The sequence below is a fragment of the Variovorax sp. ISS6 genome (assembly GCF_056523145.1).
In genome coordinates this window covers 741977-756868 of sequence record NZ_JAWRZC010000002.1, presented here as the reverse complement: position 1 = coordinate 756868, position 14892 = coordinate 741977, and the positions used below count along the sequence as shown (strand labels likewise).

Annotated in this window: 17 protein-coding genes; 9 read left to right on the top strand and 8 right to left on the bottom strand. The window is 70.6% G+C overall.

All coding sequences use genetic code 11. From position 1 onward, the window contains the following. Positions 1–18: 18 nt before the first annotated feature. A complete protein-coding gene (locus AC1HIL_RS35110) occupies positions 19–1128 on the top strand; it encodes a M14 family metallopeptidase (RefSeq protein ID WP_413765185.1) in 1110 nt (369 codons plus the stop codon). A 4-nt stretch (positions 1129–1132) separates the two neighbouring features. Here AC1HIL_RS35110 and AC1HIL_RS35105 read toward each other — a convergent pair whose 3' ends face one another. After that, positions 1133–2026 (bottom strand): SDR family oxidoreductase, encoded by an 894-nt coding sequence (locus tag AC1HIL_RS35105; RefSeq protein WP_296736711.1) that lies wholly within the window; start codon positions 2024–2026, stop codon positions 1133–1135. A gap of 93 nt (positions 2027–2119) precedes the next feature. Between AC1HIL_RS35105 and AC1HIL_RS35100 the strand changes: the two genes are divergently transcribed. Continuing rightward, positions 2120–2956, top strand: a complete 837-nt coding sequence (locus tag AC1HIL_RS35100) for a helix-turn-helix transcriptional regulator (protein WP_296736714.1) — start codon at positions 2120–2122, stop codon at positions 2954–2956. Positions 2957–2965: 9 nt separating this feature from the next. Here AC1HIL_RS35100 and AC1HIL_RS35095 read toward each other — a convergent pair whose 3' ends face one another. Further along, complete coding sequence (locus AC1HIL_RS35095; RefSeq protein ID WP_093353091.1) at positions 2966–3919, bottom strand: LysR family transcriptional regulator; 954 nt, start codon at positions 3917–3919, stop codon at positions 2966–2968. Between the two features lie 149 nt (positions 3920–4068). Between AC1HIL_RS35095 and AC1HIL_RS35090 the strand changes: the two genes are divergently transcribed. From AC1HIL_RS35090 to AC1HIL_RS35075, 4 genes are all read left to right on the top strand, one after another. After that, a complete protein-coding gene (locus tag AC1HIL_RS35090) occupies positions 4069–4746 on the top strand; it encodes a polysaccharide deacetylase family protein (protein ID WP_296736736.1) in 678 nt (225 codons plus the stop codon). A 1-nt stretch (position 4747) separates the two neighbouring features. Further along, positions 4748–5212 carry a cupin domain-containing protein gene (locus AC1HIL_RS35085; RefSeq protein WP_296736738.1) on the top strand — a complete coding sequence of 155 codons (465 nt, stop codon included), beginning with the start codon at positions 4748–4750 and terminating at the stop codon, positions 5210–5212. A gap of 92 nt (positions 5213–5304) precedes the next feature. Continuing rightward, positions 5305–5622, top strand: coding sequence for an NIPSNAP family protein (locus tag AC1HIL_RS35080; protein WP_093353100.1), 318 nt, complete (start codon positions 5305–5307; stop codon positions 5620–5622). A 27-nt stretch (positions 5623–5649) separates the two neighbouring features. Next, positions 5650–6636 (top strand): Bug family tripartite tricarboxylate transporter substrate binding protein, encoded by a 987-nt coding sequence (locus tag AC1HIL_RS35075; RefSeq protein ID WP_296736744.1) that lies wholly within the window; start codon positions 5650–5652, stop codon positions 6634–6636. 16 nt (positions 6637–6652) lie between these two features. Here AC1HIL_RS35075 and AC1HIL_RS35070 read toward each other — a convergent pair whose 3' ends face one another. Next, positions 6653–7564 carry a bestrophin family protein gene (locus tag AC1HIL_RS35070; protein WP_479668961.1) on the bottom strand — a complete coding sequence of 304 codons (912 nt, stop codon included), beginning with the start codon at positions 7562–7564 and terminating at the stop codon, positions 6653–6655. Between the two features lie 128 nt (positions 7565–7692). On the opposite strand from AC1HIL_RS35070, the gene AC1HIL_RS35065 reads away from it, so the two are divergent. Beyond that, positions 7693–8148: a hypothetical protein gene (locus AC1HIL_RS35065; RefSeq protein WP_296736749.1), complete on the top strand. Its 456-nt coding sequence runs from the start codon at positions 7693–7695 to the stop codon at positions 8146–8148. 24 nt (positions 8149–8172) lie between these two features. Here the strand turns inward: AC1HIL_RS35065 and AC1HIL_RS35060 are convergent, their stop codons facing one another. The 5 genes from AC1HIL_RS35060 to AC1HIL_RS35040 form a co-directional block, all read right to left on the bottom strand. Further along, positions 8173–8466 carry a YciI family protein gene (locus tag AC1HIL_RS35060; RefSeq protein WP_413765192.1) on the bottom strand — a complete coding sequence of 98 codons (294 nt, stop codon included), beginning with the start codon at positions 8464–8466 and terminating at the stop codon, positions 8173–8175. Positions 8467–8478: 12 nt separating this feature from the next. Next, entirely contained in the window at positions 8479–9447 is a 969-nt protein-coding gene (locus tag AC1HIL_RS35055; protein WP_296736754.1) for a tripartite tricarboxylate transporter substrate binding protein, read from the bottom strand. Between the two features lie 39 nt (positions 9448–9486). Beyond that, a complete protein-coding gene (locus AC1HIL_RS35050) occupies positions 9487–10392 on the bottom strand; it encodes an SMP-30/gluconolactonase/LRE family protein (protein ID WP_296736758.1) in 906 nt (301 codons plus the stop codon). A 185-nt stretch (positions 10393–10577) separates the two neighbouring features. Further along, positions 10578–11291: a hypothetical protein gene (locus tag AC1HIL_RS35045; protein WP_296736761.1), complete on the bottom strand. Its 714-nt coding sequence runs from the start codon at positions 11289–11291 to the stop codon at positions 10578–10580. A 70-nt stretch (positions 11292–11361) separates the two neighbouring features. Further along, complete coding sequence (locus tag AC1HIL_RS35040; RefSeq protein ID WP_296736763.1) at positions 11362–12867, bottom strand: MFS transporter; 1506 nt, start codon at positions 12865–12867, stop codon at positions 11362–11364. A 138-nt stretch (positions 12868–13005) separates the two neighbouring features. Between AC1HIL_RS35040 and AC1HIL_RS35035 the strand changes: the two genes are divergently transcribed. Further along, a complete protein-coding gene (locus tag AC1HIL_RS35035) occupies positions 13006–13926 on the top strand; it encodes a LysR substrate-binding domain-containing protein (RefSeq protein WP_365958331.1) in 921 nt (306 codons plus the stop codon). Between the two features lie 134 nt (positions 13927–14060). Beyond that, complete coding sequence (locus tag AC1HIL_RS35030; protein ID WP_296736766.1) at positions 14061–14801, top strand: SDR family NAD(P)-dependent oxidoreductase; 741 nt, start codon at positions 14061–14063, stop codon at positions 14799–14801. Positions 14802–14892 lie beyond the last annotated feature (91 nt).

Here is a 14892-nt window from a genome sequence, read left to right as displayed (position 1 = left end):
TCTTCTTCGAAGCCTTCCATGACCATCTCCCATCACAGCACCGCCGCCACGCGGCATTTCTCGGGCACCTATGTCGAGGCCCGCGCCAAGTTCCTCGAAGCCGCGCGCGCTCGCGGCGCTTCGATCGAGTCCTTCGTCAACGAGGCGCATCGCGGCGCGCTCGGCGAGGAACTCGCGACCGACGTCGCGCTGCTCGGCGCCATCGACGCCAAGAAGCTGCTGCTCGTGAGCTCGGGCACGCACGGCCCCGAAGGCTTCTGCGGCTCGGGCGCGCAGGTCGCGACCCTGCACGACGAAGACCTGCTCGCGCGCCTGCACCAGGCCGGCGTCGCGCTGCTGCTGGTGCATGCCGTCAACCCGCACGGCTTCTCGCACCTGCACCGCACCAACGAGGACAACATCGACCTCAACCGCAACCACATCGACTTCGGCGCGCCGCTGCCGGTGAATGCCGAGTACAGCGAGGTCGAACCGCTGGTACTGCCCGCGAGCTGGCCGCCGACGCCGGCCGACCAGGCGGCCGTGGCCGCCTATGTTGAGAAGCACGGCATGCGCGCCTTCATCGCCGCCGTCACCAAGGGGCAGTACGGCTCTCCCGACGGCCTGTTCTATGGTGGCACCGCGCCCGCGTGGAGCAACAGGACCATCCGCTCGATCCTGCGCAAGTACGCGGCCTCGGCCACCCACATCGGCTGGATCGACTTGCATACGGGCCTCGGGCCCTACGGCCACGGCGAGAAGGTCTATCCGGGTCGCAACACGCCCGAGGACCTCGCGCTCGCGCGCGCCTGGTGGGGCGCCGACGTGTTCGCGCTGTTCGGCGAGGACTCCGTGTCCGCGCATGTGTCGGGACCGGTGGTGTCGGCGGCCTACGACGAATGCCCGCGGGCGCGCATCGCGCCCATGGGCCTCGAGTTCGGCACCATCCCCGCCGACGACATGCTGTTGCGCCTGAGCGCCGACACCTGGCTGCGCCGCCATCCGGAAGCGCTCGAGTCGCAGCGGCGAGAGATCCGCCGGCAACTGCGCGATGCCTTCTACTGCGACAACGACGAGTGGAAGGGCATGGTGCTGGGGCAGACGCGCGTGGTGCTGCTGCAGACCTTGCAGGGCTTGCGCGAGGCCTGATCGCTCAGGCCGTCCGCAGCCGCTCCAGGTCGGCGATCAACGCCGGCCCCGTCGGTTGCCATCCCAGGGTCTCGCGCGTCCACGCGCTGGAGGCGGGCAGGTCCATCCCCGCGAACATCGCGAGCCAGCCGAAGAAGCCCGGTGCTTCGTCGGCCGTGAGGGAGCGGACCGGCAGTTGCAGCCGACGCCCGAGCGCCTCGGCGATCTCGCGCATCGCCACGCCTTCCTCGGCCACCGCGTGGTACTTCGCGCCCGGCGCCGCCTTCTCGACCGCGAGCCTGAAGAGCCGCGCCACGTCGAGCACATGCGCCGCGGGCCAGCGGTTGAGGCCATCGTCGACATAGGCGCAGGCGCCCTTGTCGCGGTACATCTCGATCAGCGGGCTGATCAGGCCCTGGCGCGCCGTGTCGTGCACCTGCGGCAGCCGCACGATCGACACGTTCACGCCATGCGCCTTGGCGGCGGCATTGGCCGCTTCCTCCGAGGCCGCGCGCGGATGCGTGTCGGCGCCCACGGTCGGATGGTCTTCCTTCGCCGGCTGGCCCGCCACCGTGTTGGCGATGCCGGTGCCGGAGGTGACGACCAGCGGCCGATCGGAGCCCGCGAGCGCCGCGGCCAGCGCATCGATGACCCGGCGGTCGTCCTCGCAGTTCTGCACGAAGCGCGAGAAGTCGTGGTTGAAGGCCAGGTGGATCACACCGTCGGCGCGCTCCACGCCGGCGCGCAGGCTGCCGGCGTCCTCCAGGGTGCCGTGCAGCACCTCGGCGCCGGCGGCCTTCAAGGCGGCGGCCTTCTCCTGTGAACGGCTCAGGCCGATCACCTGGTGGCCGGCCGCCACCAGTTCCTTGACGACGGGCAGGCCGATGAAACCGGTCGCGCCGGTGACGAACACTCGCATGGGAAAGATCTCCAGGTTGGGTTGGCGGCCAGTCTCCGACCGCGAGCCATCCCGGTAAAGTAGTGACGTTATCGTGGTATGGCGGCTAACAGCATGAGCGCAATGGCAAACGGCAATCCGGCGGACGGCAATGCCCTGGGCAACTACCTGAAGGATCGCCGCGCCCGGCTCGATCCCGCGGCCTTCGGCTATTCGCCGGATCGGCGTCGAACGCCCGGCCTGCGCCGCGAGGAGGTCGCGCAGCGCGCCCACATCAGCGCCACCTGGTACACCTGGCTCGAGCAGGGCCGTGGCGGCGCGCCCTCGGCCGAGGTGCTCGAGCGCATCGCCCGGGCGCTGGTGCTCACCGAGATCGAGCGCGAGCACCTCTACCTGCTGGGCCTGGGCCGCCCGCCCGAGGTGCGCTATCGCCAGCCCGAGGGCGTCACGCCGCGGCTGCAGCGCGTGCTCGATGCGCTCCATCCCTGTCCCGCGCTGATGCGCACCGCGACCTGGGACGTGGTGGCATGGAACCGCGCCTCGAGCGTGATGCTGGTGGACTACGGCCTGCTGCCGCCCGGGCAGCGCAACATCCTGCGCTTCATCTTCCTCGACCCGCGCGCACGCGCCGCGCAGTACGACTGGCAGAGCGTGGCGCGCTTCGCGCTCGGTGCCTTCCGCGCCGACGCCACCCGCGCCGGCGCCGCGGCGCTGGTGCAGCCGCTGGTCGACGAGCTGTGCCGGCTGAGCCCCGAGTTCGACGCCATGTGGCGCGACAACGACGTGGTCGGCGTGCACGGAGAAGCGGTCAAGCACATCCGCCATCCGGTGCTCGGGCCGCTGGCCTTCGAGTACTCGTCGTTCACGGTCGATGGGCGGCCGGACCTCAGCCTGGTGGTCTACAACCCGACGACGCCGGGGGATGCGCAGAGGATCGGGGCGTTGGTGTGAAGTGGCTCTTCATCGCGCGGCTGCCGCGCGAGCCTTCCTGCGCGGCGGCTGCGTGTCCTGCAAGGCCTGCTCGACGGCCTCGCGCACGAAGGCCGTGAAGCTGCGCACCAGGGGCCGGATCATGCTGCGGTGGGGCAGCACCGCGTAGATCGTCTTGGCGCGCAGCGGGTTCCGGGGCAGCACCTCCACGAGCGTGCCGCGCGCCAGGTGCTCGGCCACATGGAAACGGTAGAAGTTGCCGATGCCCGCCCCCGCCACGCAGGCGCTGCGCAGCGCGTCTCCGTTGTCCGATAACAGCACGGCCTGCGGCCGGATCGATTGCCACTGGCCCTTGACCTCCAGGTGCCAGGTCTCGGCAACCTCCGAGAAGCGCGGGCACAGGCAGCGATGCCGCGCGAGATCATCGACCGAGCGCGGCGTGCCGTGCGACTTGAGGTAGTGGGGCGATGCGCACAGCACCTGCGGGCTCTGGGCCAGCACCAGCTGCGCCTGCTTGGTCGGCAGCTCCTCGCCGATGAACAGCGCGAGGTCGACCCGTTCGCGCACGAGATCGGGCACGTTGCTGTTCACCACGAGGTCCACGGTGGCACCGGGATGGCTCTCGAGGAATTTAGGCAGGGCCGGCGCGACGACCGCGGAGGCAAAGGAGGGCGGCGCCGTCACGCGCAGGTGGCCGCCGGCGGCCTGCTCGCCCGCGATGCCGGCCACGGCGCCCTCGAGCTGCTCGAGGATGTCCACGCAGCGCGCGTAGAAGGCCTCGCCCGCATCGGTGACGCTGATGCGCCGCGTGGTGCGGTGAACCAGCGCGGCGCCGGTCGCGCGCTCGAGCAGTTGCAGGTGCTTGGTGACCGAGGACGGCGCCATGCGCAGCTGGCGTGCGGCGGTCGTGAAGCTGTTGGCGTTCACCACCGCCACGAAGCAGCGCAGCGACAGCACGCTGGCCTGGTTCAGGAAGTCGGGCATGACCGATCATTGCATCGAATCTGGAAAAAGTATCTTCTTTCGTTTCCATATTGTGTGTAGCGAGCTCGATGCCGATCATTGCGCCAGCTTCCCCGCGACACCGAAGGAGACAAGAGATTGAACCCCCACCGCGCATGCGCGCCCGGCCGATGAGCCGCTCGATCACGCTCACGTTCGACAACGGCCCCACCTCGGCCGTGACGCCGCACGTGCTCGATGTGCTGGCGCGCCATGGCATCCGCGCGACCTTCTTCGTGCTCGGCCAGAACCTGGCCTCGAAGGAAGGCCTTGCACTCGCCTGCCGGGCGAGGGAGGAAGGCCACTGGATCGGCAACCACACCTACACGCACGACGTACCGCTCGGCGCCTCGTCCGACCCGTTCGCGCCGCAGCAGGAGATCGGCCGCACGCAGGCCCTGATCGGCGAGCTCTCGCATCCCGACAGGCTGTTCCGGCCCTTCGGTGGCGGTGGCGTCCTCGGTCCCCATCTGCTGAGCCGCGAGGCGCTCGCGTTCCTGCGCGAGGGGCGATTCACCTGCGTGCTCTGGAACTCGATCCCGCGCGACTGGGACGACCCCGAGGGCTGGCCGCGGACGGCCCTCGCGCAGGCACGCGGGCAGGACTGGACCCTCAGCGTGCTGCACGACTACGAGACGGGCGCGATGGCGCGGCTGGAGCCGTACATCGAGCAGGCCCTGGCCGAAGGCTTCCGCTTCCGGCAGGAGTTCCCGCCGGACTGCGTGCCGCTGGTGCGGGGCGTGCCCGTGCGTCCCATGGAGGCCTTCGTGTCGAACGGCCAGCCCTCTTCATTTCCCCAGGAGACATGACATGCAGAACGAACCCTCGAAGACCGGCGCGGTCATCGTCACGCCCGAGGAGGCCGAGGCGATCCGGCCCTTCGGCCTCGACATGCAGGTGCTGCTCGGCAGCGAACAGACGGGTGGCAGGCTCTCGGTGATCATGGCCTGCCACCGGCCCGGCGAGGGGCCGCCCGACCATCTGCACTTCACGCAGGAAGAATGCTTCTTCATCGTCGAAGGCACTTATGAAGTGACCGCGGGCGATACCACGCGCACGGTGGGCGCCGGCACCATCGTCTATCTGCCGCGCGGCGTCGTCCATCGCTTCCGGAACGTCGGCACCACCACGGCGCGCATGCTCGACTGGAGCGTGCCGGGCGGGCAGGACCGCTACTTCAGGGAGATCTCCGCGCTGGCGGGCCCCGGCTTCTCGGGCGAGAAGGTCGCGCTGATCAGCGAGAAGCACGACACCAACTTCCCCGCGCCGCACTGACGCTACCCGCGTCGTCCATGCAGTGATTGCAGCGATGCCGGGCCTCGCGCCGGCGCCGCGGGGACACGCACGCCCCGAGAAAAGGACTACCGATGATCGTCGAACAACGCACCTACCGCGTGCGCGCGGGCACCGTGCGCGACTACCTCCACACCTACGAGCACGAGGGTGGACTGGCGCTGCAGCGCCAGCACCTGGGCCGCATGGTCGGCTACTTCCACACCGAGTTCGGACCGCTCAACGAGATCGTCCACCTGTGGGCCTACGACGACCTCGCGGATCGCGACCGGCGTCGCGCCGCCCTGTCGGCCGATCCGCAGTGGCAGGCGTACGCGCCGAAGATCTTCCGCTTCATCGAGACGCAGGAGTCGAAGCTCCTGAAACCCGCGGCATTCAGCCCGAGCTATTGAGCGGCCACCAGAGCCCAGGAGACATACATGAGCCATTCCTATTCCCATCCTCTTTCCATTCGCCGGCTGTTGGCCGCGAGCGTGCTCGCGCTGGCGAGCGTCGCGGCCACCGCCCAGGCGAACTGGCCGACGCGGCCCATCCGCATCGTCATCGGCCTGCCCGCCGGCCTGGCCGCGGACGTCATCGCGCGCATGTACGGCGAGAAGCTGTCGAAGGCGCTCGGCCAGCCGGTGGTCGTCGACAACAAGCCCGGCGCCACCGGCAACATCGCGCAGGACACGGTGGCCAAGGCGCCGGCCGACGGCTACACGCTGCTCTACGCAGTCTCGAATTCCTTCGTGAGCAACCCCCACGCCTTCGCCAGGCTGCCCTTCGATGTCGACAAGGATTTCGCGCCCGTCGCGCAGACGGTGCGCAACGGCCTGTACCTCGTGACCGCGAGGGACTTCCCGGCCAGGACGCTGCAGGAAGCGATGGCGCTGGCGCGCGCGGCGCCCGGCAGATACAGCTATGCCTCGTACGGGCTCGGTGGCTTTCCGCACCTGGTCATGGAGCTGGTCCTGGCGCAGGAGAAGGTCGAGATGCTCCACGTGCCCTACAAGGGCGGCGCGCTGACCGACGTGGCGGCCGGCACCGTTCCGCTGGTCTGGGAGCCGGCCGCGAATGCCATTCCCTTCATGAAGGAGGGCCGCGTGCGGGCCCTGGCGGTCTGGGGCTACGGCCAGCGAAACCCCGCGACGCCCGAGGTGCCGAACATCGCCGAGCTCGTGCCCGGTGCCGACGTCGCGAGCTTCCAGGGCTTCTGGGCGCCCGCGAAGACGCCGCGCGAGATCGTCGTTCGCCTGAACGAGGAGATCACCCGTGCGAGCCGCGATCCCGCGCTGATCGAGAAACTGCGGCTCGCCTATGCCGAGCCCGTGGTCTCGACGCCCGATCAGATGGCGGCGGAGGTCCGGCGCGAGTCGGTGCGCTGGCGCCAGCTGATCCGCGACAAGAACATCCGCCTCGATTAAGCGAGCGGCCCGGTCGCTAGGTCTGCACGTACCCCACGCCCTTCGCGCTCGGCGCCGGCAGCGTCTCGCCCATCATCTCGCGCACGCTCGCCTCGATGGTGTGCGACATCGCATCGAGCGCGAGGTCGTTGGGCTCCATGCCGAAGGGTTCCTCGATCTCCGCGCCGAGCGCCTCGAGCGCGAAGAAGGTGTAGGCGATGAAGGCCACCACCACCGGCGTCATCGCGCCGATCGCATCGACCAGCCCGAAGGGCAGCAGCACGCAATAGAGGTAGATGGTGCGGTGGATGATGACCGCGTAGGTGAACGGGATCGGCGTACCCGCGATGCGCTCGCAGCCGCCGAGTGCCTCGGTGAGCCGGCCCAGCGGCAGCTCGATGGCCTGCGCGAGTTCGGGCGCGAGCCGGCCCTGCAGGCGCTGCGCCTGCAGCCATTCGCCGACCATCAGCAGCAGTACCGCGGGCTTGAAGCGCACGGACCGAAGCCGCGAGCAGTCCTCTTCCGGCAGCAGGCGCGCGAGGTCGGCCGCGGCATCGGTGCCGCGCAGTTGATGCCGCAAGGCATGCACGAAGGCGATGAGTCGCGCGATCGGCAGCTCGATGCCCTCGCGCGAGGGCAGCAGCGTGATCAGCTGGCGCACCAGCGTGCGCGTCTCGTTGAGCAGCGTGCCCCAGAGCGTGCGCGCCTCCCAGTAGCGCGCGTAGCTCGTGCCATTGCGAAAGCCCAGAAAGATGGCGAGCGTGAGGCCGATCAGCGAGAAGGGCACGAAGTTCAGCGGCACCTTCCACTGGAACAGCCGGCCGTGCAGCACGGTCACGAGGACCGCGAAGCCGGTGGTCCACAACAGCTGCGGCACGATCGACGACAGCACCGAGCCGTGCCAGACGAACAGCATGCGCAGCCAGTGGGGACGGGGGCGGACGATCATGGGGCGGCCATTATCGCCAGCGCCGCGGCCGGTGCGTCGTCGGCCTACAGGCGGCCCGCGCGGCGTTTGCAAGAATGCACCCGGCGATCTGTTCGTCGACCGATGAATGAACCAGGAGGAAGATACGCATGCAACACCGTCTCTCATGGCCGGTTTCCGGCCTCGCCCTGCTCGGCGCTCTCGTGGCCTTCCAGGCCCGTGCGCAAAGCGATGCCCAGGTCTATGACAACGCGATCGAGCAGGCGGCGCTCGTGTGTCCGGGCCACTCCGCCGAGCGCACCCGGCCCGGCATCCGCGCCGTGGGCGTCGGTGCCCTGCGCGTGCTCGCGCAGCGCCGCATCACCATGTGCCCCGACCGCCGCCTCGACGCCGCCACGCCGGTGGTCTGGTATGGCCGCGCGGGTGTCTTCGCGTGGAATCCCGAGGTCAAGGAGGCCGTGGCGCTGGTCGCGTCCAGGGTCGATGCGATGACGCGCAAGGACGAGTTCCCGGCCGACACGCTGGTGTGGAAGGCCGACGGCAGCGAGGCCAAGGGCGTGACCGTGCCGATGTTCGAGCGCAGGGCGCGGCCCGCTGGCGGCTGAGGAACAGGTCGCTCCCGACGCGCTTCACTTCGTGCGGCGGCGGTCGAAAAAGGCCTGCCGCCAGGGCATGACGCGCACCGAGGCGAACAGGCCGCCTTGCGCGAAGGGGTCGTCGCCGATGAAGCGTTCCGCGTCCGCGCGGTCGTCGGCGTCCACGATGATCAGCGCGCCGATCGCGCGGCCGTGCTCGTCGAGCACCGCGCCGCCGGCCAGCATGCGTTCCTGCCGCTCGCTCAGGTAGTCGAGGTGCGCCGGCTTGAGCGATTCGCGCAGCGCCTGTGCGTCGGGCTGGTCGAGCGCGAGGATGACGTAGGGCATGCGGCGCTCGGCTCAGCTCGGCGTGATGCCGGCCTTGGCGATGATCTCGCCCCAGGTCTTCATCTCGCGCGCGATGAAGGCCTGGAACTCCGCCGGCGTGCTGCCCACTGGCTCGGCGCCGTTCACCGTCAGCGCCTCGCGCGTGGCGCGCGTCTGCAGGGCCTTGCGCACCTCGGCGCTCAGGCGTTCCACGATGGCCGCGTCGGTGCCCGCTGGCGCGAGCACGCCGGTCCAGGCGCTGACGTCGAAGGGCTTGCCCGTGGCCTCGGCGACGGTGCGCACCTCGGGCAGCGAGGGCGAACGCCGCGCGGTCGACGCGGCCAGCGCGCGCAGCTTGCCCGACTTCACGAGCGGTGCCGCCGCGACCACGTTCGCGAACATCAGGTCGACGTGGCCGCCCATCAGGTCGGCCAGCGCGGGGCCGGTGCCCTTGTAGGGCACGTGCGTCATCGTCACGCCCGACTGCAGCGCCAGCAGCTCCATCGACAGGTGGTCGGCCGTGCCGCTGCCGGTGGATGCGAAGGACAGCCGCTTCGAGCGTGCCGCCGCGAGCGCGTCCTCGAAGGACTGGATCGACGAGGTGGACGAGGCCACCATGATGAACGGCGACTGCACCGCGAGGCCGATCGGCGCGAAGGCCTTCGCGGTGTCGAAGGGCATGGTCTTCATCATCCACGGGTTGGTGGCATGCGGCACGCTCGCGACCAGCAGCGTGTAGCCGTCGGGCGCCGCCTTGGCCACCAGTTCCGAGCCGATCAAGGTGCTGGCACCGGGCTTGTTGTCGACGAAGAAGGACTGGCCCATCGACTCCGACAGCCCCATCGCGATCGCGCGCGCCACCACGTCGGTGCCGCCACCCGCGGTGAAGGGCACGACCACGCGCACCTGCCGGCTCGGATAGGGCGCCGCGGCGCGTGCCGGCGGCAGGGCGGCAGCAGCGCAGGCGCCGGCCAGGGTGGCGATGAATTCGCGGCGGATCATGGGTGTCTCCAAGGGTGTTCCAGTGCGCGTGCCTCGGGGCTACGCGTTGAAATGCAGCCGCAGGCCCGGCTCGGGCCAGGGCAGCGAGGCGAGCTGCCCCGTGCCCGACAGCGTGACGTAGGCGGTCTGCATGGCCGGCCCGCCGAAGCAGAGATTGGTGACGTAGCTGTCGGGGAAGACCACCTGCCGCAGCAGCGTGCCGTCGGGCGCGATGACAGAGACCGCGCCGGTGATCAGCGTGGCCACGCAGATGTTGCCGCCGGCCTCGAGCGCGAGGCTGTCGAAGCGCTGGAAGCCCGGCAGTCCGCAGACGATGCGCCCGCCATGCGGCGAGGGAAAGGGATGCTTGCGCACCACGCCGGGCTCGACGATGTCGAAGGCCCACAGCCGCGCCGTCTCGGTCTCGGCCACGTAGAGCACGCGCGCGTCGGGCGAGAGGCCGATGCCGTTCGGCGACAGCAGCGGATAGGCCACCTCGACGATGCGCGAGCCGTCGGGCAGCGCGTAGTAGACGCCGCCGTAGTCGCGCAGCCGCGCATGCTTCTTGCCGAAGTCGGTGAGATAGAAGCCGCCGTTCGCATCGAAGACGAGGTCGTTCGGCGACGACAGCCGATGGTCGTCGCAATGCGTGTAGAGCAGTGTGTGCTCGCCCGTGCGCAGGTCGAAGCGGCGGATGCTGCCGCCTTCGTAATCGGCCGCGGGCCCGGTCGAGGTGAAGCGGCCCGGCACATAGGCGCTGCCGCCGTTGTCGCAGACGTAGAGCGCGCCGTCGGGTCCGATCGCCGCGCCGTTCGGACCGCCGCCGCAGTCGGCGACGACGTGGCGCTCGCCATCGGGCGAGATCCGCACGACGAGGCCCGCGCGCATCTCGACCAGCAGCACCGAGCCGTCGCCCAGCGCCACCGGCCCTTCAGGAAATTGCAGACCCTCGGCCAGAATTCTCATGCGTTCCTTCGTGCCGCCTTCGATGCCATGCGGCTCGAAAAGGGCTTGTCTCTCGATGATTCGAGCGCTGAAGATACGTGAGGGGCCGTGGCGGCTCAATCACAATTAACTCATGCGAGAAATGATCAAAAGTCATTGCTCGCGGGCGCGAGCCGGGGCTCAGACGGCGCGCTCGGACGGCGCGTTCAGGCGGCGCGGATCCAGCGACCGGACGCGGGGTCCGGCGTCGCCGCTTCGCCGTTCACCAGCACCTGTTCTTCCGTCAGCCGCGATGCGCTCGAGGGATCGACGTCGAAGCGGATCCCCATCGCGCGGACCAGCGCCTCGTCCTCGATCGGCAGCTCCCAGGTCAGGAACACCTGCAGGGTGTCGCGCTCCGCGCCGAAGTCCTTGGCATCGAAGCCCTCGCCATCGCGCCGAATGACGGCATGCGGCTGGCAGGTGTCGAACAGCATCACCGTGCCGCGCGCGAGCGGAATGCGCACGCCGGCCGATGGAAAGTGCACGTCGAGGCCGAGGTCCTCGCCGAGGAAGAGGTTGCAGAAGAGCGCGCCGCCGTACTGCGCGCCGTCGTGGTGATAGCGCGCGCCGCGGCAGGCCATCAGCGCCACGTCGGCGTCGCCTGGCAAGCCGGGCAGTCCTCGTGATCGGGCCCAGTCGGCCACCGCCTGCACGCAGCGGCCGTAGTCGGGCCAGCGCGTTCTCGCGCGCGCCAGCGACAGGGGCTCGACGTCGCCGGGCTCGAGCATCAGCTGCGTGATCGCGTCGCGCCGCCAGTCGACCACCAGACGCGCCGGCGGCTCGGGAATCTCCAGCCGCGACGTGAGCACGACATCGCTCACGCTGCGGCTGCGCAAGGCATCGCCGTGCCAGAAGCAGCAGGTCAGGCGCTCAGGCATGGCGAGGTGGGAAAGGGACGGGAGCCATCGGCCGGCAGTGTAGGGCTCGATGGATGGCGAGGCCGCTCCTTCAAGGTCGCTCGGCGCGCCACCAGGCCAGCACGGCGCCGAGCAGCACCAGCACGGCCAGCACCGCGGGCACGGCGGCGATCGCGCCGTGAAAGGCCTCGGCCGCCTCCGCGCCGCCCGAGGCCAGCGCGCCGAACTGTCCGGCCGCCACGGCGTTGAGCATCTCGCGCGTCACGGGCTCGCCACTGGCGGCCGCGAGCCGCGGCGCCAGGGCCTGCACCAGCACCGCGCCCGGCACGATGGCGCCGAGCGCATCGCCGAGCAGCCGCAGCACGTTGAAGGTGGCCGAGCCGGTGCCGGCCAGCGCGTTCGGCAGGCTGGCCATCGCAAGGTAGTCGAGCAGGCCGTAGAGGCAGCCGGCGCCGCTGCCGCAGAGGGCTAGTGCCAGCCATTCGAGCGCGGCGGGACGCGAGAGATCGGCCCACGCTGCGTAGAGCAAGCCCAGGCCGATCGCCATCGCGAGGCAGCCGCCGACCAGCACGGCTCGCGTGCCGGTGTGCACGGCCAGGCGCGAGGCGAGGGCCGGCATCACCATCGCGGGCATCAGCAGCGCGAGAAGGGTGCGTCCCGCATGGTCCGCGTCGTGGCCGCGCGCTGCCTGCTGGTGCAGCGGCACGTAGATGAACATCGCGACCCACACCGTGGTGAACAGCAACGTGAGCAGGCAGGCGAACACGAAGCCGCGGTTGCGCAGCAGGGCGGGTGGCAGCAGTGGTGCCGGGTGCCGGCGTTGCGAGCGCGCGAACAACGATCCCGCGACGAGCGCGATCGCCAGGCAGGCGAGCACGGCGCTCGCGCCCCAGCCACGCTCGGCGCCGAGGATGCCGAAGGCCATCGCGGCCGCAATGGTCACGAAGCCCAGCACGGCGCCCACGAGATCGAAGCGCGCGCCCGCCGCCCGGCCCGCATGGCCGCGGAAATTCCACAGCGCCAGCGCAAGCGCGGCCAGCACCAGCGGCAGATGGATCGCGAGCGCCGCGCGCCAGCCGCCTTGCGCGGCCGCGGCGCCCGAGAACAGCGCGCCCAGCGTGAGCCCGACGCCACCGCAGCTGCCGAGCCAGCCGAAGGCACGCTTGCGTTCGGCCTCGCCATGGAACACGGCCGTGAGCGCGGCCGGACCGCTGGCCGCGAGCAGCGCGCCACCGGCACCCTGCAGGAAGCGCGCGGCCAGCAGCCATTCGGTGCGCGTGGCCAGCACGGCCATCAGCGTGAAGGCGCTGAAGATCGCGCAGCCCGCGATGAAGCTGCTGCGCTGGCCGATGCGGTCGGCGAGCGCGCCGGCCGGCAGCAGGAAGGCGGCGAAGCTCAGCACGAAGAGGTTGAGCACCCATTGCAGCGCGCCGAAGCCGATGCCGAAGGCCGCGCCGATCGGCACCAGCGCCACGCCCGCAGCGGTGATCGACATCGCGATCGCGGCCATCGAGAGGCAGGCGGCGGCCAGGGTGGCGCCACGTGTGGCGGCATCGGCCGGGGCCGGCGTCGGGGTGGTGAGAATGGAGGTCGGCATCGGCGGGCGGATCGTCAAACCGCGCAGGCTACGCATTCGCGGCGGCGGCCGCGATACCGGCACTGGCACGCCGCGTTGCAGCCGTGGAACGCGCCGCCGCGCCACGCTCGAGGGAAACGCAAGAAAGGCATCGACAGCATGGTGGAAGACCTCAACGACCTGCTCCTGTTCGCCCGCGTGGTCGAGGCGGGTGGCTTCTCGGCGGCCGAGCGCGAGACCGGCACGCCCAAGTCGCGCCTGAGCCGGCGCGTGGGCGCGCTCGAGAAGCAGCTCGGCGTGCGGCTGATCCAGCGCTCGGCGCACCGCTTCCAGGTCACCGACGTGGGCGAGCGCGTCTACCGCCACGCGCGCAGCATGGCCGACGAGGCGCAGGCGGTGCGCGCCACCGTCGACGAGACGCTGGGCGAGCCCGCTGGGCCGGTGCGCATCAGCGCTTCGCCGGTGTCGGGCGAGCTGCTGCTCGGCGGCTGGCTCGGCGAATTCAGCCTGCGGCATCCGAAGGTGCGCATCACGCTCGACCTGTCGAACCGCTTCGTCGATCTGCTGGGCGAACGCATCGACCTCGCGATCCGCTATGCGAGCCAGCCGCTGGCCTCGGCCGACATCGTCGCGCGGCCGATCGGCGTGGGGCGCATGGAGCTGGTGGGCGCGCCCTCGCTGCTGGCGGCGCATGGCGAACCCACCGAGCCGGCCGACCTGCATCGCTTTCCGGCGCTGGGCCAGGGCGGCGGGCCCGACAGCGTGCGGCCCTGGGCGCTGGTCGATGCCGACGGCCAGGCGCTGCTGCACCATCCGCAGCCGCTCTTGATTAGCGACAACTACCAGGCCCTGCGCGAGGCCGCATTGCGCGGCGCGGGCCTGGTGCAACTGCCGCTCGAGGCCTGCCGCGATGCGCTGGCCGATGGCCGGCTGCGCCGCGTGCTGCCGGCCTGGCCCTCGCTGGCCACGCAGGCCTACGTGCTGTACCCGAGCCGCAAGGGCATGAGCTCCGCGGTGCGCGCGGTGCTGGCCTTGCTCGAGCAGAAGTACCGCGAACTCGAGCCGCCCGGCGCGGCCTGAGAGGGCGCGCGCCGCCGCTGGCGTTGCAGCGGCGGCAACGCCCCGTTGCGTCCGCATGGCTCGTGCAACGCGCCGCGCGGCCCTACCTTCGAAGCTTCCTTGTCATCCCTCTTCGCGAAGAAAGAAGCTTCCTCATGAACACACAGAACCAGAAGATCGCCGTCGTCTCCGGCGGCTCGCGCGGCATCGGCGCCGCCGTGGCGCGCCGCCTCGCGCGCGACGGCATCACCGTCGCGCTGCTGCACCGGAGCAATGCCGCCGCGGCCGAGGCCGTGGTGCGCGGCATCGTCGCCGAGGGCGGCCGCGCATCCGCGTTCCAGGCCGACGTCACCGACGAGGCCGCGGCGAACGCCGCCGTGGCCGCCATTGTCGAGACCTACGGCCACATCGACATCCTCGTGCATGCGGCCGGCACCTTCGTCGCGGCGCCGTTGGGCGAGCTCACGCGCGCCATGTTCGTCGAGCAGATGGACACCCATGCGTGGAGCACCATCGTTCTGACGCAGGCCGTGCTGCCGCACATCCCGAAGGCGGGCGGCGCCATCGTCAACGTGTCGACCGACCTGGTCCACATCCCCGGTGGCGGCACCGCGCTGTATTCCGCGGCCAAGGGCGCGGTCGAAGTGCTCACCAAGGGCTTCGCGATGGAGCTCGGCGCGCGCAACATCCGCGTCAACGCGGTGGCGCCCGCCATCACGCGCACCGACATGACCTCGGGCATCCCGGCCGATCACCTGCGCGAGGAGACCGCGCTCACGCCGCTGGGCCGGCTGGCCGAGCCCGAGGACATCGCCGACGTGGTGGCGTTCCTCGCGTCGAACGATGCGCGCTGGGTGACGGGGCGCACGGTGCTGACGGACGGCGGGCGGATCTAGGTGCGTAGGCCCGACAGGTTGTTTCGGCGCCAGGTCGGGTCTCGAATGACCACAAGTTGGTCCGCCCTTCGTGCAGATGCTTTGCGCAAAT